Raw genomic sequence first — 18,119 nt, 5'->3', positions numbered from 1 at the left:
GGACGCCCGGGGAACGTCCCATGAGCAGTTGCCCCGGGCGCCGCACGGCACGCCCGGGAACCCGCCGCCGGAGGACGCGCGGGTGGGGAGGGGGGCGACGGCCGGGGAACGGGAACGGAAACACGGCCCGCCGCACGGGCGCCGCGCCCGCCGACGGCACACGGTCCGTCCGGGACGCGGAAGCGGCCCGAGCCGGGCCAACCGGAAGCGGGTCGCATACGGGGCCGGGGGCCGCCTTGGGGCCAGGGCTCATCCGGGGCCGGGGGCCATCCGGGGCCAGGGCTCATCCGCGGCCGGGGGCCATCCGGGGCCAGGGCTCATCCGCGGCCGGGGGCCATCCGGGGCCAGGGCTCATCCGCGGCCGGGGGTCATCCGGGGCCAGGGCTCATCCGGGGCCAGGGGCCGTCCGAGGTCAAGGCGCAGTGGCCCCAACCGGCACCGACCCGAAACGAAGAGCGGCCCTCAGCGGGGGCGACCCCAAGCCGGACCCACCCCGCCCCCAACCGGGGAGCGGCCTCGTAGGCCGCCCCCGCCACCCCGCACCGCCCCCGCCGCCCGCTGCCGCTCACCGAGCCGGTGGCCGGGCCGCTCACCGGGCCGCTCAGCGGGCCGGCTGCCGGCTGCGGGTGGCCGGCTACCGGTGGTCCCGTGCGACTGCCGGTGGTCCCGCGCGGCCACCGGTGGTCCCGTGCGGGTCCACCGGGCCGGCTGCCGGCTGCGGGTGGCCGGCTACCGGTGGTCCCGCGCGGCCACCGGTGGTCCCGTGCGGGTGCCGGTGGCTCGCCGGCCCGGTGTCGTGGGTGTCAGACCGGCAGGTCGAGGTCCGGCCCTATCCGGTTGCGCACGGCCGTCTGGACCTCCGCCTCCTCGGCGGGGTCGGCGGCGAGGCGGCGCAGGCGCTCGGCGACGCGGACGTCACCCGTCTCGGCGTGGAGCGCGGCGAGCTCGCGGGTGGTCTCCTCGCAGTCCCACAGGCACTCGACCGCGAATCCGTTCGCGAAGCCGGCGTCGGTGGTGGCGAGGGCGCGCGCGGTGCGGCCGCGGAGCTGGGACGACGCGGTCTCACGGTAGATGTGGCGCAGCACGGGGGCGGCGCACGCGATGCCGAGGCGTCCGGCGCCGTCGACGAGGGGGTAGAGGGCGAGGGCGTCGGGGCCCTCGGCCCGGACCGTCTCGCGGAGGGCACCGAGGACGAGGGGGGAGTCCTCGGGGCCGCCGCGGAAGGCCAGCGTGCCGGCCGCGGCCGCGCCGAGCTCGTCCGGGCGATGGATCCAGCCGCGGGCGCGGTCGACGGCGGCCTCGCCGCTCATGCGCTGGTACGCGGCGACGGCCGCGTCGGCGACCGTGCGGGAGCCGTCGCCCACCGCGAGCTCGACGAGGTCGAGGACCGCGGGGTCCTGCGCCTCGGCGAGGTAGTGCAGGGCGGCGCAGCGGGCGCCGTCGGGGCCGCTGCGGGCGGCGCCGAGGATCGTGTCGCGGTCCTCGGGGCCGGCGACGGCCGTCAGGCAGCGGGCGGCGGGCCCGTGCAGCTCGGTGCCGCGCTCGTGGCCCTCCTGGGCCCAGTCGAGGACGGCCTGGACGCTCCAGCCGGGCCGGGGGCCGGTGGGGCGGAGCTGGCGCTGCCAGCGGTCGAAGGAGCCCTGTTCGCCGGCGGCCCTGATCCGGGCACCGACCGACTCCCTGGGGTCCTCGGCCCACAGGCGCCAGGGCCGCGGCTCGAAGGCGTCGCGGACGGTGGCGGCGAGCTCGGCATCGCCCTCGGCGGTGGCCGGGAAGCGGGCGAGCACGGGTCCGGCGAGGGCGCGCAGGCCCGCGTCGTCGTCGCGCACGGCGAGCTCGTCGAGCGCCCAGGCCCAGTTGGTCCCGCTTGCGGCGTAGCGCCGCAGGAGCGACAGGGCGTCCTGGCGTCCGTAGGAGGCGAGGTGCCCGAGCACGGAGAGCGCGAGCCCGGTCCGTGACTCCTCGGTGTCGAGGTGGTCCTCGGCTCCGAAGAGGTGCGCCTCGATCTCCTCCAGACCTCCGTGGAGGTCCAGGTAGAGCCGTGCGTAGTAGAGGGAGCGGTTCTCGACCTGCCAGTCGTGGCGGGGATCGTCGAGAACGCAGTGGTTGAGGGCCGCGACGGCCTCGGCACGTGGCGCGGCGAGCGCGTGGAGGGTGCCGTCGCCGCGGCCCCTCTGCAGCAGACCGAGCAGGGTGCCGCTCGGCGCTATGACTGGTTCGAACATGGAAGACGCCTCACATCAAGCTGTCGACACGACCGGGGGGAGTCCCGGGATGAACCGGGTCAGGCTGTTCGCCTAGGCCGCGCGGCAACATGTCGGGCCGCCCGTCGTCCTGCGCTTGCCAGTGACCATCTTCCTCTGCCTCTCGTCGGTGGCCCCCTGCGGGCCCGACGTCATGATGACCCACCCATATCGCCACCGCGACCACATTTACGGCGCCGTCTCACCTGGGGTTCAGCCCGCGTTCACCCGGTTCGTTCACCGGGTGGCGAAGAGCTCGAGGAGTTCCGTCTTCCCGAACATCCGCGCCGTATCCACGGCAGACGGAGTTCCGGCTTCCGGATTCGCCCCGCCGGCGAGGAGGGCGCGGACCACGGCGTCCTCGCCCTTGAAGACGGCGCCGGCGAGCGGGGTCTGGCCACGGTCGTTGGCACGGTCGGCGTCGGCGCCGCGGGTCAGCAGGGCGGTGACCGCGCCGGGGTGGCCGTGGTAGGCGGCGAGCATGACGAGCGAGTCGCCCTTCTCGTTGCAGAGGTTCACCGGGACGCCGGCGTCGAGGTAGGCGGCGAGGGTCACCGCGTCCCCGGCGCGCGCCAGGTCGAAGACCTTGGAGGCCAGCTCGACGACCTCGGGGTCCGGGGTCTCGTTCTCGCTCATCGTTCACAACCACCCTTCGTGCTCGTCCCCGCACGCCGGGCGCGGCCGTACGAGTGAATCGACAGGGTACTGCCCGTCGTACGACATGAGGGGGCGCGTCCGCGGCAAGGATCACCGCAGCTCGCGCCGGGGAACCGGTGCACTACCGCACCTGGCGGGTTTCGCACCCGGAGAGCGGGCGGCCGTCCGCCGGTCAAGTGAAATCGCCATCGATTCACCCATTTGACCCTTTAGTCACATAGATACTTGCCGTGAACCTGGAAGGACTCAAGGTGACTGTCCCCTCAACCAGGAGAACACCTCATGATCCTGTCCTTCTCTGTGGTCGTCCTTCTCGGCATCGTCTGCTTCTTGTTCTTCAAGAAGGACGGACTCAAGCTCTCGCACGCGCTGGTCTCGGCGCTCTTCGGCTTCTACCTGGCGGGCACGGCCATCGCCCCCAGCATCACCGCCGGCGGCCAGAGCCTCGCCAGCCTCTTGGGCGGGATCAAGTTCTGACCTCCCTCCACCCCTTCCACCCCTTCAGGAGTACGACGTGGCCCGGCGACCACTCCCCCGCATTCTGAGCAGCGGCAGCGCCCAGATCGCTCGCAGCCGAGAGATCGCGCGCACGGCCGCCGACAGCGCCACCGACGTGCTCCATCCGCTGATCACCGTCTCGCGTGGTCTGCGGAAGCTGGCCGCGACCGCGCGCGCCAGGTGGGCCGCGACCCCCAAGGAACGGCGTGGTCCCACGCTGTTCCTGGTCGCGGCCTGCATCCTGGTCGTCGCCCTCGTGCCGTACGGCCCGCTCCTCGCACTCGTCGCGGTGATGGGCGCGGCCGCCTGGCAGGGGCGGGAGCGCCCGGTCGTCAGGACCGGGCCCGACGAGGCGGAGATCGCCCGGCTCAAGGGCCTCTACGAGGCGCTGGTGCCGTATCTCTCGCACCCGGACGACCCCGAGCCGCTCTTCGCCCACGGCGGCGACTGGGGCGCCGCCTTCTCGGACCCCGCCTTCGACGAGGACGGGCGGCTCACCCGGCTGCGGATCTCCTACCCCCCGTACTTCACCGACGGGGAACCGGCCGCCCGGGCCCGGATCGAGCAGCTGCTGCACGCCAAGTCGGGCCGGGGCCGCGAATACCTCTTCGACTGGGACGAGGAGGGCAACCGCCTGACCCTGCAGGTGCTGCCCGCACTGCCCACGACGATCGCCGCGCAGCGCTTCGTCACCGTGCCCGGGGAGACCGTGCTCGGCTTCACCGACGCGGACGCCGTCCAGCGCACCGTGCCGGTCCAGGCCTCCGACGGCACCGAGGACGCCCCGGCCGTCGTCTGGCGCACCGGCCCCCGTTCCACCGAGCCGCACCTGCTCGCCGTCGGGCAGCCCGGCAGCGGCACCACCTCCCTGCTGCGCTCGATCGCGCTCCAGGCCCTGCCGCACGGCGACGTCCTGATCGTCGAGGGCAGCGGCACCGGGGAGTACGCGTGCCTCGTCGGCCGGGACGGCGTGCTCGCCGTCGAGTGCGGCCTCTCGGGCGCGCTCGCCAGCCTGGAATGGGCCGCACACGAGACCGAGCGCCGCCTGATCGCCGCGAACCGGGCCCGCCAGGCCGGCCACGCGGCGCCCGAGGACACCCGTCGCCCGCTGTGGATCCTGCTGGACCGGCCGAGCGTCCTCGGACACCTGGCCGCCGCCGACGGCCGTCCCGACCCGCAGGACCTGCTCCAGGTGCCGCTGCGGCACGGGCGCGCCGCCCAGGTGACGGTCGTGGTGGCCGAGCAGTTCGACAGCCTGGAGGCGCTCGGCGAGACGGTACGCGGCCACACCCGCGCCCGGGTCGTGCTCGGTCCCGCCGCGCCGGAGCAGATCGCGGCCGTCCTCGGCGCCGGCCCGCACACCACCCCGGTGCCGGACGTGCCGCCCGGCCGCGGCTACGCCCGGCTCGGCGCCGGCCCGGTGCTCCGCCTCCAGGTCCCGGCGACGCCCGACCCGTACGACGACGCGACCGCCGAGGCACATCGCCGGGCGGTCCTGGAGCTGCTGCCGGAGCGCCGTACGGCGACCTCCGCGGCGGTCGAGACCGTGCCGGGCTCGGCCCCCGAGCCGGAGCCGGACATGGACACGGCGCCGACCCTGCGCAAGGAGCCGGGCGCCACGCCGTTCCCCTCCCCCGTCCCGGCGGAGGGCTGAGCACCCGCCGTACCGGAACGTGAAGGGCGCCGCACCCGGGTGGGTGCGGCGCCCTTCACACGCGGCAGCGGCCTGACACGCCTCAGGCCACGAAGGGCCGCGGCGCCTCCACCCCGGCGCCCGCGCCCGAATCCACCAGGCGGGCGGCGGCGGCCAGCCGGGCGGCGGCCTCGTCGGCGACCGGTCCGCCGACGGTGAAGGGCAGCCGGACGTAGCCCTCGAAGGCGCCGTCGACGCCGAAACGGGGGCCGGAGGGGACGCGGACGCCGACGCGTTCGCCGACCTCGGCGATCCGCGAGCCGGACAGGCCTCCGGTGCGCACCCAGAGGGTGAGACCGCCGCGCGGGACCTCGAACTCCCAGTCGGGCAGCTCGCGGCGGACGGCGGTGACGAGTGCGTCGCGGTTCTCGCGGGCCTGGCTGCGGCGCAGGCCGACGGCCTGCTCCCAGCCGCCGGTGCGCATCAGCCAGTTCACGCCGAGCTGCTCCAGGACGGGGGTGCCGAGGTCCGCGTAGGCGCGGGCCGCCACCAGGGAGCGGATCACGTCGGGCGCGGCGCGCACCCAGCCGATCCGCATGCCCGCCCAGAACGCCTTGCTCGCCGAACCGACGGTGATCACGGTGGCTCCGGCGGGGTCGAAGGCGCAGACCCGCCGGGGCATGTCGAGGTCCTCGTCGAGGAACAGCTCGGTCATCGTCTCGTCGACCACGAGGACCGTGCCGGCCGAGCGGGCCGCCTCCACGAGCTGCCGCCGCTGGTCCTCGTCGGCGAGGGCGCCCGTGGGGTTGTGGAAGTCGGCGACGACGTACGCGAGGCGGGGCGCCGCGTCGCGCAGCACCTGGCGCCAGCGGCCGAGGTCCCAGCCGCCGAGTCCCTCGGCCATGGCGACGGGCACGAGCCGGGCACCGGCCTCCCGCATCAGCTGGAGGATGTTGGCGTACGACGGGGACTCGACCGCGATCCGCTCGCCGCGGCCCGCGAAAAGATGGCAGATCGCGTCGATCGCGCCCATGGCGCCCGTGGTGACCATGATCTGCTCTGGCATGGTCGGGATGCCGCGTTCGGTGTAGCGGTCGGCGAGCATCTGCCGCAGCGCGGGCAGGCCGGCCGGGTAGTCGCCGTGGGTGTGCGCGTACGGCGGCAGCTCCTCCAGGGCGCCCTGGATGGACCGGGTGAGCCAGGGCTCGGGCGCGGGGAGCGCCGCGCAGCCCAGGTCGATCATCGAGCCGAGCGACTCGGGTGGCAGCGGTTCGAGACCGCGTGCGGGCAGCGGGTTGCCGGCCGGGACGGCGGTCCAGCTGCCGGCGCCGCGCCGGGACTCCAGGAAGCCCTCGGTGCGCAGCGCCTCGTAGGCGGCGGCCACGGTGGTCCGGCTCACGGTGAGGGCGAGGGCCAGTTCGCGCTCGGCGGGCAGCCGGGCGGCGACCGGGACGCGCCCCTCCAGGACGAGCAGGCGGATGCCGTCGGCGAGGGCGCGGTACGCGGGCGGCTTGCGGGCGCCGTGCACGGCGGGCCGGGGCTGCTGCGCCTTGAGCTGCCGGGCGAGCTGGGCAGGCCCCACGGCCGAGGTCCACTGGGCCATGGAAATCAGTCCACCTTCCGCGAATTGGCCATGGTTGGCTTGTCGCCTCCCGCCACAGAGTGTCATGAGCCAGTCCACCACCACCACTCCGGTCGTCACACACCGGGTCGTCTCCCAGGGGGCAGTCCCTTGTCCATCGCCTCCGGCCTCCGCGGCCGGCATCTGACCCGCCGGCTCGTCCAGCTCTACGCCGGTCTCACCCTCTACGGGATCAGCTCGGCGCTGCTCGTGCGCGGCGGGCTCGGCCTCGAGCCCTGGGGCGTGCTGCACCAGGGCCTCGCCGAGCGGACGGGACTGAGCATCGGCGTCGTGTCGATCGTCGTGGGAGCGGTCGTGCTCCTGCTGTGGATCCCCATCCGGCAGCGGCCGGGCCTGGGCACCGTCTCCAACGTCTTCGTCATCGGCCTCGCCATGGACGGCACCCTGGCCCTCGTTCCGGACACGGACGGCCTTCCGGCCGGGATCGCGCTGCTGCTCCTCGGCATCGTGCTCAACGGCGCGGCGACCGGCCTCTACATCGCGGCCCGCTTCGGACCCGGCCCGCGCGACGGCCTCATGACCGGTCTCCACCGGCTGACGGGCCGCTCGATCCGGCTGGTCCGGACGGCGATCGAGGTCGCGGTGGTCGCCACGGGCTTCCTGCTGGGCGGCTCGGTGGGCGTCGGCACGGTGTTCTACGCGCTGGCGATCGGACCGCTGGCGCAGTTCTTCCTGCGCTGGTTCGCCGTGCCGGCGGAGGACCGCGGATCCCCCGCTCCGGCGCCGGGGTCCGACCTCGCCGTCCCGCAGGAGGACCGCGGGGCCGCCGCCCCGGCGCCGGGCTCCGACATGCCGGATTCCCTGCCCGGTGCCGCGGGTTCCGGGACGCGGATTCAGGACTCCGGGCCCGGACCCGTTGCCCGCGCGACACCTGATCAGGCCATACTGCGGCGGTGACGCGCCTACTCCACCCCTACCTCGACCATCCGGCCCCGATCCCCTTCGCCCACCGCGGCGGCACGGCGGACGGTCTGGAGAACACCGCTGCCGCCTTCCGGCGGGCCGACGCGGCCGGCTACCGGTACTTCGAGACCGATGTCCACACGACGGCGGACGGGCGGCTCGTCGCCTTCCACGACGCGACGCTGGACCGGGTCACGGACGCCGTGGGCCGGATCCGGGACCTGCCGTGGGCGGCGGTCCGGGAGGCCCGGGTGGCCGGCAAGGAGCCGCTCCCGCTCTTCCAGGACCTTCTGGAGGAGTTTCCGCGGGCCCGCTGGAACGTGGACCTGAAGACCGAATCCTCCCTGGCGCCGCTGCTCGACCTGATCCGCAGGACCGACGCCTGGGACCGGGTCTGTGTCGGTTCCTTCACCGAGTCCCGGATCGCCCGGGCCCGGAAGATCGCCGGACCGAGGCTGGCCACCTCGTACGGGGTGACCGGCGTCCTCGCCCTGCGACTGCGCTCCTTCGGGATCCCGGCGGCGCTGCGCGCGGGCGCGGTCGCCGCCCAGGTCCCCGAGCGCCAGGCCGGCATCACGGTGGTGGACCGGCGCTTCGTGCGCGAGGCGCACGCCCGCGGACTCCAGGTGCACGTGTGGACCGTGAACGATCCGTCACGGATGAACTCTCTCCTCGACCTGGGGGTCGATGGCATCATGACCGATCATCTGGAGACGCTGCGCGAGGTCATGACCGAGCGGGGAGTCTGGTCCTGAAGGCCGGCGACCCGCGCGCGCGTCCCGTCAACGGGGACGAACGAGGGGGCGCGCGCGTGACCGCAGGGACCACCGATCCGGACGGCCTGACCGTCGACCCGGCCGAGCGCCGGCGCGAGCAGCGGGGCTGGTACTTCTACGACTTCGCGTGCTCGGTCTACTCGACCAGCGTCCTGACCGTCTTCCTGGGGCCGTATCTGACCTCGGTGGCCAAGGCGGCGGCGGACGCCGAGGGCTTCGTGCACCCGCTGGGCATACCCGTGCGGGCCGGCTCGCTCTTCGCGTACGCCGTCTCGGCCTCCATAGTCGTCGCCGTGCTCGTGATGCCCCTGGTGGGCGCCGTGGCGGACCGTACGGGGCGGAAGAAGCCGCTCCTCGCCGCCTCGGCGTACGTGGGAGCGACCGCGACCACGGGGATGTTCTTCCTGGGCGGCGACCGCTATCTCCTCGGGGCCCTCCTGCTGATCGTGGCGAACGCGTCGCTGTCGGTGTCGATGGTGCTCTACAACGCCTACCTGCCGCAGATCGCCGAGCCCGACGAGCGGGACACCGTGTCCTCGCGCGGCTGGGCCTTCGGTTACACCTCGGGCGCGCTGGTCCTGGTGCTCAATCTGGTCGTCTACTCGGGCCACGAGTCCTTCGGGCTCTCGCAGGGCATGGCGGTGCGGATCTGTCTGGCCTCGGCCGGACTGTGGTGGGGCGCGTTCACGCTCGTCCCGCTGCGCCTGCTGCGCGACCGGCGGACCGCCCGCGAGCCCGGCGAGGGCGCCGTGGGCAGCGGCTGGAAGCAGCTGGTCGCCACGCTGCGGGACATGCGCCGCCATCCGCTGACGCTGTCCTTCCTCCTCGCGTACCTGATCTACAACGACGGCGTGCAAACGGTGATCTCGCAGGCCTCGGTGTTCGGCTCCGAGGAGCTGGGCCTGGACCAGACGACGCTGATCACGGCGGTGCTCCTGGTGCAGGTCCTGGCCGTCGCGGGCGCGCTCGGCATGGGCCGGATGGCGCGCTCCTACGGGGCGAAGCGCACGATCCTGGGGTCGCTGGCGGTGTGGACGGCCATCCTGCTGGCCGGCTACTTCCTGCCGGCCGACGCGCCGGTCTTCTTCTACTGTCTGGCGGCGGCGATCGGCCTGGTCCTGGGCGGCAGCCAGGCGCTGTCGAGGTCGCTCTTCTCACATCTGGTGCCGCGCGGCAAGGAGGCGGAGTACTTCTCCGCCTACGAGATGAGCGACCGGGGACTGAGCTGGCTGGGTCCTTTGGTGTTCGGTCTCGCGTATCAGCTGACCGGGAGCTACCGAGATGCCATCATCTCCCTGGTGATCTTCTTCGCCGTCGGTTTCGTCCTGCTCGCCAGGGTCCCGGTGCGCCGCGCCGTGGCCGCCGCGGGCAACCCCGTACCCGACCGGATTTAGACGCGGGAATGAAAGAGCGGTAGTGTACGCGTTTGGCCTGCCAGGCGGACCGTTACTGCGTGCTCACTTGGTGAAGACGTCGCGTCACATCTGCTTTCAGATGTGACAAAACGGGCACTGGTGGGTACAACAAGGGGCGGCACGACGGGCGACGCATGACCCGGAACGGGAATCTTTACCGCCGACCGGACGTTGACCGGATGACGACGACAGCGACACCTGTCCTGTGGGCGACAAGCCCGGGAGGCACGATTCATGAGTGAGCGAGCTCTTCGCGGCACGCGCCTCGTGGTGACCAGCTACGAGACCGACCGCGGCATCGATCTGGCCCCGCGCCAGGCGGTGGAGTACGCATGCGAGAAGGGCCATCGTTTCGAGATGCCCTTCTCGGTCGAGGCGGAGATTCCGCCGGAGTGGGAGTGCAAGGTCTGCGGAAGCCAGGCACTTCTGGTGGACGGGGACGGCCCCGAGGAGAAGAAGGGCAAGCCGGCGCGTACGCACTGGGACATGCTCATGGAGCGGCGTACCCGCGAGGAGCTGGAAGAGGTGCTGGCCGAACGGCTGGCGGTTCTCCGCTCCGGTGCCATGAACATCGCCGTGCATCCGCGCGACAGCCGGAAGTCCGCCTGACGGACAGCCGCACGGCCTGACAGAGCAACGCCGCGGGGCCCGGTACACACCACGTGTACCGGGCCCCGCGGCGTTCGCGCGCCCCCACGGTTCGCCCGTACGGCTTCCTCTGCACGGAGCTCCGCCCGGCCGAGATCCATCGGCCGCACGGAGGAATCCAGGGAGCCCGGACGGGTGGTGGCCGGTGAGGCCCGGCGCGGGCACGGGCGGAGGCCCGGCGCACGCACGGGCGGCCGGCTCAGGGGCGTGACAGGCGCCGGCGGACGCCGAAGGGCGCCAGGCGACGCAGGCAGGGAAGTGGCGGACGCCCCTCCCGCGCGGCAGGGGCGGGCTGCGCGGGAGGGGCGTCCGTACGGCGTCGGCTCAGGGCATCAGGGGCGGGCGGGACCCGTCGGGCCGCCGCGGCCCCTGGGGCGCCTCGTCGCGGATGACCTCACCCTGCACGACCTTTCCGTCCGGCCGGTGCATGCGGGCCTGCTGGAAGGCGTCCTGGAGGCTTCCGGGCGGCGCGGCGCTCATCCGGCGCTCCACCGCCTTCTCCGCGTACTTCCCGACGGCCGTGCGCACCTGCGGGATCAGCAGGAGCAGACCGGCCGCGTCGGACAGGAGGCCGGGGAGCATCAGGAGGAGTCCGCCGAGCATGAGGAAGCCGTTGCGGTCCTCCGCGCCGGCCCGGTCCTCGGCCGAGGGCACCTCGCCGCGCTGCGCGGCCTCCTGGGCGCGCTGGAACGTGCCGGTGAGATTGGCGAAGGCCCGGCGCCCGGCGCGCTTGATCACGGCGCCGCCGAGCACGGCGCCGGCGAGGAGCAGCAGGAAGACGCCGAGTCCGCCCACCGCGTTCGCCACGACGGTGAGCAGCCAGATCTCCAGGACCAGCCAGGCGGCGAGGCCCAGCGGGAGGAACGTACGCGCGCGGGAGCGCTGGGGGGCGAGGGGAGGCGGTGCGCCGGTCGTCATGCCCCCCAGTGTGCCTGGGGGCCCGCCGGAACGTCGTAAAGGAGAGATCAGTGCGAAGGGACCGGGGCAGCGGTCAGCCGGACGTGCGGCCGAGCAGCCTGCCGACCTTCCGCGCACGGGCCGAGAGGCCCCAGCCGGTGACCCGCCACAGCGCCTCGACGAGGATGTCGCGGCTCATCTTGGAGTCGCCGATCTCGCGCTCGACGAAGGTGATGGGCACCTCGACGACGTGGTAGCCGGCGGCGACCGCGCGGCGGGCCAGGTCGACCTGGAAGCAGTAGCCGGCGGAGGCGACCTCGTCGAGGCCGAGGCCTTCCAGGGTCTCCTTGCGGAAGGCCCGGTAGCCGCCGGTGACGTCGCGGATGGGGACGTCGAGCATGAGGCGTGAGTAGAGGCTGCCGCCGCGGGAGATGAACTCGCGGGACCTGGGCCAGTTCACGATCCGGCCGCCGGGCACCCAGCGGGAGCCGAGCACCAGGTCCGCGCCCTTGAGGGCGGTGAGCAGCCGGGGCAGTTCCTCGGGCTGGTGGGAGCCGTCGGCGTCCATCTCGACGAGGACGCCGTAGCCGTGGTCGATGCCCCAGCGGAAGCCGGCCAGGTAGGCGGCGCCGAGGCCCTCCTTGCCCTTGCGGTGCAGCACGTGGACGTGATCGTCCTCGGCGGCGATCTCGTCGGCGAACTTGCCCGTGCCGTCGGGGCTGTTGTCGTCGGCGACGAGGACGTGTGCCTCCGGCACCGCCTCCCGTACCCGCGAGACGATCGGCTTGATGTTCTCCGCCTCGTTGTAGGTCGGGATGATCACCAAGGCCTTGCCGAGCGGGCCGTAACGCCTCTGGCCACCGTCGTTCACTACTGCCCCTTCGGATACATACGCGAGCCCCCACCATAGCGAGCCTTGCGCGCGGGGTGCGGGATCGGGGCCCGGCGTCCTTCGGGCCGACCCGGGATCCGCTGGCTGCGGATCGACCGAGGCCGTTGTCTACTGAACGCCGGGACCCCACCCGGGTCGCACCGTCCGCCGGAAAAACCTTCCCTCGCCCCCGAGGCGCGGGCGGCGTTCGGTGCCTGCGTGGAGGTTTGAAACCGGTCGGACGTCCTTGGTGGACTCGCCGAACCTACCGGCCGGTGGCGGCCCGCTGTCAACACCCGTTTGACCTGCGGCGATGAACCGTTCCCCCAGGTGAGCCCGGAAGATCCGCAGGTCGTGGGCGAGCGGGGTCCCGATCGAGCGGCGGTACGAAATGTCCTTACGTCACTCGTTCGGCCGTACGAACACCGTTTGCCCGAAGACGACGGTCCGGAGGCATACGGGCAGTTCACGGCCGGGGGACAGATCGGGCAGACCGGGCGTCCCGGAGCGCGGGTCGGTGGACCAGCGGGCCACCCGGTCGTCCGGCGCCTGGACGACCAGCTCGCCGGTCCGCCAGATCGCGTAGTCGGCCGGCGCGCCGGGCACGAGGGTGCCGGCGTCGTCACGGCCGACCGCGCGCCAGCCGCCCCGGGTGTGCGCGGTGAAGGCGGCACGGACGGAGATCCGGTGTTCGGGCGTCCGGTGGAAAGCGGCCGCGCGCACGGTCCCCCACGGGTCGAGCGGGGTGACCGGGCTGTCCGAGCCGAAGGCGAGCGGCACGCCCGCGCGCAGCAGCGCGGCGTACGGGTTGAGGGCGCGGGCCCGCTCGGCGCCGAGGCGATCGGCGTACATGCCGTCCGCACCGCCCCAGTACGCGTCGAAGGCCGGCTGCACGGAGGCGGTGAGGCCGAGCTCGGCGAAGGCGGCGATCGACTCGGGGCTGAGCATCTCGGCGTGCTCGACGCGGTGCCGGGCGGCCCTGATCCGGGCCAGTCCCAGCTTGTCGGCGGCGGCGCGGACTCCCTCGACGACCGCGTCGACGGCGGCGTCGCCGATGGCGTGGAAGCCGGCCTGGAGACCCGCCTCGGTGCAGGCGACGACGTGCGCGGTGACGGCGGCCGCGTCGAGGTGGGCGACCCCGGTGCCGGGCCGGTCGGCGTAGGGCTCGTGGAGACAGGCGGTGTGCGAGCCGAGGGAGCCGTCGGCGAAGAGGTCGCCGGCCGCGCCGAGGGCGCCGAGGGCGCGGGCCCGCTCGATGTCGAGATCCGCCCAGTAACCGACGATCCGGGGGCCGGGCTCGCTGCGGGCGAGGTCCAGCAGTCCGGTGAAGTCGTCCTCGGAGGAGATCTCCGGGCCGCCGCACTCGTGCAGCGTGCCGATGCCGAGCGAGGCGGCGTGCTGCCGGGCCGCGCGCTGTGCCTCGGCGCGCTGCTGCGGGGAGAGCGCCGCGTAGGCGGCGGCGCGGACGGCGTGGTGGGCGTCGCCGGTGAGCGGCTGCCCGTCGTGGAAGCCGTCGCGCTCGCGGATCCCCGGGACGAGGTCGAGCATCGCGGTGGTGACGACGGCCGAGTGGACGTCGATGCGCGTGAGATAGAGGGGCCGGCCGCCGGTGAGCTCGTCCAGCTCGGCACGGCTCGGCGGACGGCGCTCGGGCCAGCGGGCGGCGTCCCAGCCGTGGCCGATGAGGACGCGGTCGGCGGGCCGGGCGGCGGCGTACGCGCGGATCCCGTCGGCCGCCTCGGCGAGCGAGACGGCGGCCGACAGGTCGAGCCCGGTCAGTGCGAGACCGGTCGCCGTGGTGTGCACGTGGGCGTCGACGAACGCGGGGGTGACGAGCGCTCCCTCCAGGTCGAGCACCTCGTCCACGCCGGAGGCGAAGGCGTCGGCCGCGCCCTCGGAGCCCACCCAGGCGACGTGCCCGCGCTCCACCACCATGGCGGTGGCGAAGGGATCGGCGGGACTGTGGACTTCTCCACCGCGCAACAGCACGGTGCGGTGTTCGTACGCGCTCATCCCCCCAGGCTAGGGCGTGGTGGCACCCGGAACGCGCGCCGGGGCCCGGTGCGCGCCGGGGGCCTCCGCCGGATCGCGCCGGGCCCGGCCCGCAGGCGCCCTAGATGCGCGGCGGCCTGGACTCGTACGGGGTGGACAGGACGACCGTGGTGCGGCTGGAGACGTGGGCCTGGGAGCGGATGCGGCTGAGCAGGTGTTCCAGCTCCAGCGGAGTCGCCACCCGGACCTTGAGGATGTAGTTCTCGTCGCCCGCGACGCTGTGACAGGCCTCGATCTCGGGGATGTCGGCGAGCCGGTCGGGGGTGTCGTCGGGAGCACTGGGGTCGAAGGGTTTCACCGAGATGAAGGCGGTGAGCGGCAGGCCCACGGCCTCCGGGTCGACGACGGCGGCATAGCCGCGGATGACGCCGCGCTGCTCGAGCCGGCGGACGCGCTGATGCACGGCCGACGTGGACAGGCCCGTGGCCTTGCCCAGGTCGGTGTAGCTCATGCGTCCGTCCTTGACCAGCAACTCGACGATCTGACGATCCAGCTCCTCCATGCGGTGACCCTATTGCCCCGGAGGGGCGGCGGCACAGTCAGGACCGGCTCCTGTCCCACCCTTTGGGCACTTGCGGGGCCCCTGCGCCGGGCATGTGACGAACGCCACAGGTTTTGCGAGTGCTGGGGCGTGACCTCACGGTTATGCGGTCCACCGCATGGGAATTGCTTGCTGTGGTCGAGGCCACTCAGATCCGGCCGACCCGTCCGAGGGGGAGATTCTCCATGCAGGAGCCTGTTGATTCCGTCGACACGTCCGACGAGCTCGACGCGTACGACACCTTTGAGATGTACCGGGTGATCTGCCCGGACTGCGAGCAGCCGATCGCGCTGCTCGCGGACGAGGACGTCCTGCCGGAGCACGCGCTCTGCCCGACGCCGTGGAACCCCTTCGTCCTGACGGTCTGCGGCGGCACCGGCCGGTTCGCCGCCGAGACGCGTCCCGCGGACGAGACCCTGGAGGTCCAGGAGCAGGACACCGCCCTGCTCCTGACGCTCCCCCAGGGTCTGGACTGGCGGATGCAGCCCTTCTCCCACGTGGGCGGTCCGGGCTCGCGGCCCATCAAGCCGGCCCAGCTGCGCCGCGCGGCCTGAGGCCGCGCGACCCGGCTCCGTTCACCAGTAGCGCCCCTGCACCATCGCCGTGAGCGTGGCGTGGTGCAGGATCAGGCCGTCGACGTCGGCCGCGTCCGCCGGCACCCGGACCTCTCCGAAGTACGCCTGGCGGTAGGCGATCCTGAGCATCACGATCGCGTGCCGCAGCGCGGCGTACAGGGTGTGGAACTCCATGGCGCGCGGGGTGTGCCCGGTGAGTTCCGCGTAGCGCCGTTCGACGGCGTCGCGGCGCAGGAAGTCCGGCAGTCCGGGCTGGCCGAAGCTCACGGTGAGGTCCTGGAAGAAGCGGTGCAGGTAGACGGTCCAGCCGAGGTCGACCTCGCGCGGGGCGTAGGACGCCATCTCCCAGTCGAGGACGGCCGCGGGGCGGAATCCGTCGTAGACGATGTTGCCGATCCTGGCGTCGCCCCAGGTGAGCACCGCCGGACCCTCGTCGTCGGGCCAGTGGGCCTCCAGCCAGTCGAAGGCCGACTCGATGAGGGGTGACGGCGCGAGTCCGTCCACCACCCAGGCGTAGTAGGCGCGTTGGGCGTCGACGTGGCGGCGGAGCGGGCTGCCCTGGCCCGCCGGCATCAGGAACTCGGCCTCCTTCGCGGGGAAGTGGTCGTGCAGCCGGGCGAGCACACGGACCGACTCGGCCTCCAGCTCGGCCCGTTCGGCGTCGCTCGCGGCGTGCAGCCAGTTGCCCTCGTACGTGTAGGGCATGACGTCGGGCGGGACCCGGCCCTCGGCGCGGGCCATCACGAAGAACGGCGCGCCGAGCGGCCCCGGGTCCTCCTCCAGCCAGAGCGCCCGGGGCACGGGGACGTCCGTGTGCTCGCCGACCAGGCGCATCACCCGGTGCTGGCGGGCCATGTCGTAGACGGGGAAGACGGTGTACGCGGCGGGGTCGGCGGCGAGGCGGAGCGCGCAGCCGCGGACCGGGGCGTCGGGGTGTTCCAGGTCGAAGAGCAGCGTCTCGCTGGACATGCCGTTGGAGCCGGGGACGGAGAGACCGGTGACGCGGGCGCCGGGGAGCCGCCGGTCGAGCCAGGCGGTGAGCCGGCGGCCCAGCTCCTCGGGGTCCCGGGTGGTGGTGCGGGGTCGGGGCGCGTTGGCCATGCGGGCTCCTCGGGGCTCAGGGGGCGGTGGCGGCGTAGTCGGCGAACCCGCTGGGGTCGTGGCGTCCGAAGGAGCCGTGCTCGAAGATGCCGTAGCCGGTCCGGCCTTCGAGGGTGAAGCGGGCGGCGTGGTCGGTGACGCCGTAGGCGGCCATCGGGTGGGCGGCCGGGTCGGAGAGGTCGTAGACGCGGCGGTCGGTCCAGTTCCGGCCCTGCCAGCTCCCGTGCTGCCAGTCGGGGGCGGGCGGATAGCCGGCGCCGACCGCGAGCGGGGAGGAGGCGAGGATCTCCACGCCGATCTCCAGGGGCTTGCCGGCCGGGTCGGTGACGTGCACGACGGCCCTATCCGGTTCGCGGGTGCCGGAGCGGTAGGTGATGTCCGTACGGGGCCAGCCGAGCTGGGCGTCGCGCCGCCCGTCGCGTACCAGCAGCGCCTCGTTCAGGGTGCGGTAGCCGTCGGCGTCCTCCTGGGCGACGACCATGAGGAAGCGGTCCTCGAAGCGCATCGGTATCCAGAGCCAGTGGAAGCCCTCGGGGCGGAACTCCGCGGCGCGGCCCGGTTCTTCGCCGGGCAGCGGGCGGACCCCCCAGCTGCGGTCGCGGGTGCCGGTCCACTCCCCCGCGGTGACGGCGAACTCCTCGCCGCCCGCCCGGATGGTGCCGGTGGCGTGGCCGGCCTGGACGAAGCGGCGGCCTTCCAGGATGAGGCGGTCGCCGCGGCGCTGGGTGTGGTGCGGCTCCCAGACGGCCGGGAAGTCACCCGTCCAGGTGAGGTCGAAGGACAGCCCTCCGGGGTCGTCCGGGTCCGCCTCGCAGTGCAGGCCGAGCCTCTTGAGGGGCTCGTCCACGGTGATGCGCAGCGGCCCTACCGAGAGGTCGGTCCGGTCGTCGCCGAGGGCGTCGGAGGCGCGTACGGCATGCAGCCGGTCGCCGGTCCGCAGGGTCGCGTAGGCGTCGACGACCCCGGCGTTGGGGTAGACGCCGAGACCGGCGATGAGCAGGGCGCGGCCCTGGTGGTCGAAGACGTGGAAGATGCACCGGTCGTAGGCGTTCCGGTCGCCGCTGACGTGGTGCTTCATGGACAACGGCGCCTGGTGCACCGGATATTCGTCGAGCGGGACGGGACGGTCGTCTGACACGTGTAACCTCCTGGTCGGCGAGCGGGAATTGACGGTACGTCAGAAACTGCGCCGAGAGCCAGAGCCGTGCACGGCGTGCGCAGGCCACGGGGCCGCACCGGCGAGGGCGGGACGGCCGCGGCGGCGCGGCCCCGTGGCCTGCGGGGGGGGCGCGACCGCCGCGAGGGGACGCGGGAGGGCGGGAGCGAAACGGTGCGGAGCGAGGGGCCACGCAGCCCCCGGGGACGCGTCGAACTGCCGCTCTACGGGCCCCGGCGGTGACCGGCGGCGGGCCCGGGGCGTTGGGCCGGGCATGAGCACGCTGTATACGACACCCAGCGGATACGGCCGGCACAGGCAGTCCGGGCCGCACTTTGAAGAATCGGTTCAGCAGGAGGGCCGGACGCCTGTGCCGGCCCCCGCGCCGGCGGCCGTTCCCGCACCGGCACCGGCCCCCGGACCGAGGCCGGTGGCTCCCGGACCGATGCCGGTGGCCGCGCCGGTCCCGCCGCGGGCGCCGGTACCCGGGCCGCCGCCCACGGCCGTGCGG

General features: G+C 73.8%; 16 protein-coding genes. 7 read left to right on the top strand and 9 right to left on the bottom strand.

Annotation, left to right across the window (positions count from 1 at the left end; all coding sequences use genetic code 11):
• Positions 1 to 803: 803 nt before the first annotated feature.
• Positions 804 to 2,225, bottom strand: a complete 1,422-nt coding sequence (locus ACGF1Z_RS28710) for a HEAT repeat domain-containing protein (RefSeq protein WP_393008906.1) — start codon at positions 2,223 to 2,225, stop codon at positions 804 to 806.
• 255 nt (positions 2,226 to 2,480) lie between these two features.
• Positions 2,481 to 2,879, bottom strand: coding sequence for an ankyrin repeat domain-containing protein (locus ACGF1Z_RS28705; RefSeq protein WP_393008905.1), 399 nt, complete (start codon positions 2,877 to 2,879; stop codon positions 2,481 to 2,483).
• Positions 2,880 to 3,182: 303 nt separating this feature from the next.
• On the opposite strand from ACGF1Z_RS28705, the gene ACGF1Z_RS28700 reads away from it, so the two are divergent.
• Together ACGF1Z_RS28700 and ACGF1Z_RS28695 are read left to right on the top strand one after the other, a co-directional pair.
• Positions 3,183 to 3,377, top strand: coding sequence for a hypothetical protein (locus tag ACGF1Z_RS28700; protein ID WP_393008904.1), 195 nt, complete (start codon positions 3,183 to 3,185; stop codon positions 3,375 to 3,377).
• A gap of 37 nt (positions 3,378 to 3,414) precedes the next feature.
• Positions 3,415 to 5,052 carry a hypothetical protein gene (locus ACGF1Z_RS28695; protein ID WP_393008903.1) on the top strand — a complete coding sequence of 546 codons (1,638 nt, stop codon included), beginning with the start codon at positions 3,415 to 3,417 and terminating at the stop codon, positions 5,050 to 5,052.
• 82 nt (positions 5,053 to 5,134) lie between these two features.
• On the opposite strand, the gene ACGF1Z_RS28690 is transcribed toward ACGF1Z_RS28695, so the two are convergent.
• Positions 5,135 to 6,634: a PLP-dependent aminotransferase family protein gene (locus ACGF1Z_RS28690; protein WP_393008902.1), complete on the bottom strand. Its 1,500-nt coding sequence runs from the start codon at positions 6,632 to 6,634 to the stop codon at positions 5,135 to 5,137.
• 129 nt (positions 6,635 to 6,763) lie between these two features.
• Here ACGF1Z_RS28690 and ACGF1Z_RS28685 point away from each other — a divergent pair, with 129 nt between their 5' ends.
• The 4 genes from ACGF1Z_RS28685 (at position 6,764) to ACGF1Z_RS28670 (ending at position 10,376) form a co-directional block, all read left to right on the top strand.
• Entirely contained in the window at positions 6,764 to 7,570 is an 807-nt protein-coding gene (locus ACGF1Z_RS28685; protein ID WP_393008901.1) for a YitT family protein, read from the top strand.
• Positions 7,567 to 8,331, top strand: a complete 765-nt coding sequence (locus ACGF1Z_RS28680; RefSeq protein ID WP_393008900.1) for a glycerophosphodiester phosphodiesterase — start codon at positions 7,567 to 7,569, stop codon at positions 8,329 to 8,331. The genes ACGF1Z_RS28685 and ACGF1Z_RS28680 overlap by 4 nt, the downstream gene beginning before the upstream one ends.
• 56 nt (positions 8,332 to 8,387) lie before the next feature.
• The gene (locus tag ACGF1Z_RS28675) at positions 8,388 to 9,746 is read left to right on the top strand and encodes an MFS transporter (RefSeq protein ID WP_393008899.1); all 1,359 of its coding nucleotides are present in this window, start codon (positions 8,388 to 8,390) and stop codon (positions 9,744 to 9,746) included.
• 255 nt (positions 9,747 to 10,001) lie between these two features.
• Positions 10,002 to 10,376: an RNA polymerase-binding protein RbpA gene (locus ACGF1Z_RS28670; RefSeq protein WP_026278069.1), complete on the top strand. Its 375-nt coding sequence runs from the start codon at positions 10,002 to 10,004 to the stop codon at positions 10,374 to 10,376.
• 363 nt (positions 10,377 to 10,739) lie between these two features.
• On the opposite strand, the gene fxsA is transcribed toward ACGF1Z_RS28670, so the two are convergent.
• From fxsA to ACGF1Z_RS28650, 4 genes are all read right to left on the bottom strand, one after another.
• Entirely contained in the window at positions 10,740 to 11,333 is a 594-nt protein-coding gene (gene fxsA / locus ACGF1Z_RS28665) for an FxsA family membrane protein (RefSeq protein ID WP_393008898.1), read from the bottom strand.
• Positions 11,334 to 11,406: 73 nt separating this feature from the next.
• The gene (locus tag ACGF1Z_RS28660; RefSeq protein WP_393008897.1) at positions 11,407 to 12,183 is read right to left on the bottom strand and encodes a polyprenol monophosphomannose synthase; all 777 of its coding nucleotides are present in this window, start codon (positions 12,181 to 12,183) and stop codon (positions 11,407 to 11,409) included.
• A 402-nt stretch (positions 12,184 to 12,585) separates the two neighbouring features.
• On the bottom strand, positions 12,586 to 14,196 hold the full coding sequence (locus ACGF1Z_RS28655; RefSeq protein WP_393008896.1) for an amidohydrolase: 1,611 nt from the start codon (positions 14,194 to 14,196) through the stop codon (positions 12,586 to 12,588).
• 100 nt (positions 14,197 to 14,296) lie between these two features.
• On the bottom strand, positions 14,297 to 14,737 hold the full coding sequence (locus tag ACGF1Z_RS28650; protein ID WP_376637428.1) for an Lrp/AsnC family transcriptional regulator: 441 nt from the start codon (positions 14,735 to 14,737) through the stop codon (positions 14,297 to 14,299).
• Positions 14,738 to 14,961: 224 nt separating this feature from the next.
• Between ACGF1Z_RS28650 and ACGF1Z_RS28645 the strand changes: the two genes are divergently transcribed.
• Positions 14,962 to 15,330, top strand: coding sequence for a hypothetical protein (locus ACGF1Z_RS28645; RefSeq protein WP_393008895.1), 369 nt, complete (start codon positions 14,962 to 14,964; stop codon positions 15,328 to 15,330).
• A 21-nt stretch (positions 15,331 to 15,351) separates the two neighbouring features.
• Here the strand turns inward: ACGF1Z_RS28645 and ACGF1Z_RS28640 are convergent, their stop codons facing one another.
• Entirely contained in the window at positions 15,352 to 16,452 is a 1,101-nt protein-coding gene (locus tag ACGF1Z_RS28640; protein ID WP_393008894.1) for a phosphotransferase family protein, read from the bottom strand.
• Between the two features lie 16 nt (positions 16,453 to 16,468).
• Entirely contained in the window at positions 16,469 to 17,590 is a 1,122-nt protein-coding gene (locus ACGF1Z_RS28635) for a hypothetical protein (RefSeq protein WP_393008892.1), read from the bottom strand.
• Positions 17,591 to 18,119: the final 529 nt, after the last annotated feature.

The organism is Streptomyces sp. NPDC048018, assembly GCF_043202995.1.
GTDB lineage: Bacteria > Actinomycetota > Actinomycetes > Streptomycetales > Streptomycetaceae > Streptomyces.
Note: the sequence above shows the minus strand (reverse complement) of the source record. Positions and strands in the feature narration are given on the sequence as shown.

Coding starts and splice junctions, on each gene's coding strand:
- ACGF1Z_RS28645 (WP_393008895.1), top strand. CDS start 14,962: ATGCAGGAGCCTGTTGATTCCGTCGACACGTCCGACGAGCTCGACGCG.
- fxsA (WP_393008898.1), bottom strand. CDS start 11,333: ATGACGACCGGCGCACCGCCTCCCCTCGCCCCCCAGCGCTCCCGCGCG.
- ACGF1Z_RS28670 (WP_026278069.1), top strand. CDS start 10,002: ATGAGTGAGCGAGCTCTTCGCGGCACGCGCCTCGTGGTGACCAGCTAC.
- ACGF1Z_RS28705 (WP_393008905.1), bottom strand. CDS start 2,879: ATGAGCGAGAACGAGACCCCGGACCCCGAGGTCGTCGAGCTGGCCTCC.
- ACGF1Z_RS28700 (WP_393008904.1), top strand. CDS start 3,183: ATGATCCTGTCCTTCTCTGTGGTCGTCCTTCTCGGCATCGTCTGCTTC.
- ACGF1Z_RS28690 (WP_393008902.1), bottom strand. CDS start 6,634: ATGGCCCAGTGGACCTCGGCCGTGGGGCCTGCCCAGCTCGCCCGGCAG.
- ACGF1Z_RS28650 (WP_376637428.1), bottom strand. CDS start 14,737: ATGGAGGAGCTGGATCGTCAGATCGTCGAGTTGCTGGTCAAGGACGGA.
- ACGF1Z_RS28710 (WP_393008906.1), bottom strand. CDS start 2,225: ATGTTCGAACCAGTCATAGCGCCGAGCGGCACCCTGCTCGGTCTGCTG.
- ACGF1Z_RS28655 (WP_393008896.1), bottom strand. CDS start 14,196: ATGAGCGCGTACGAACACCGCACCGTGCTGTTGCGCGGTGGAGAAGTC.
- ACGF1Z_RS28640 (WP_393008894.1), bottom strand. CDS start 16,452: ATGGCCAACGCGCCCCGACCCCGCACCACCACCCGGGACCCCGAGGAG.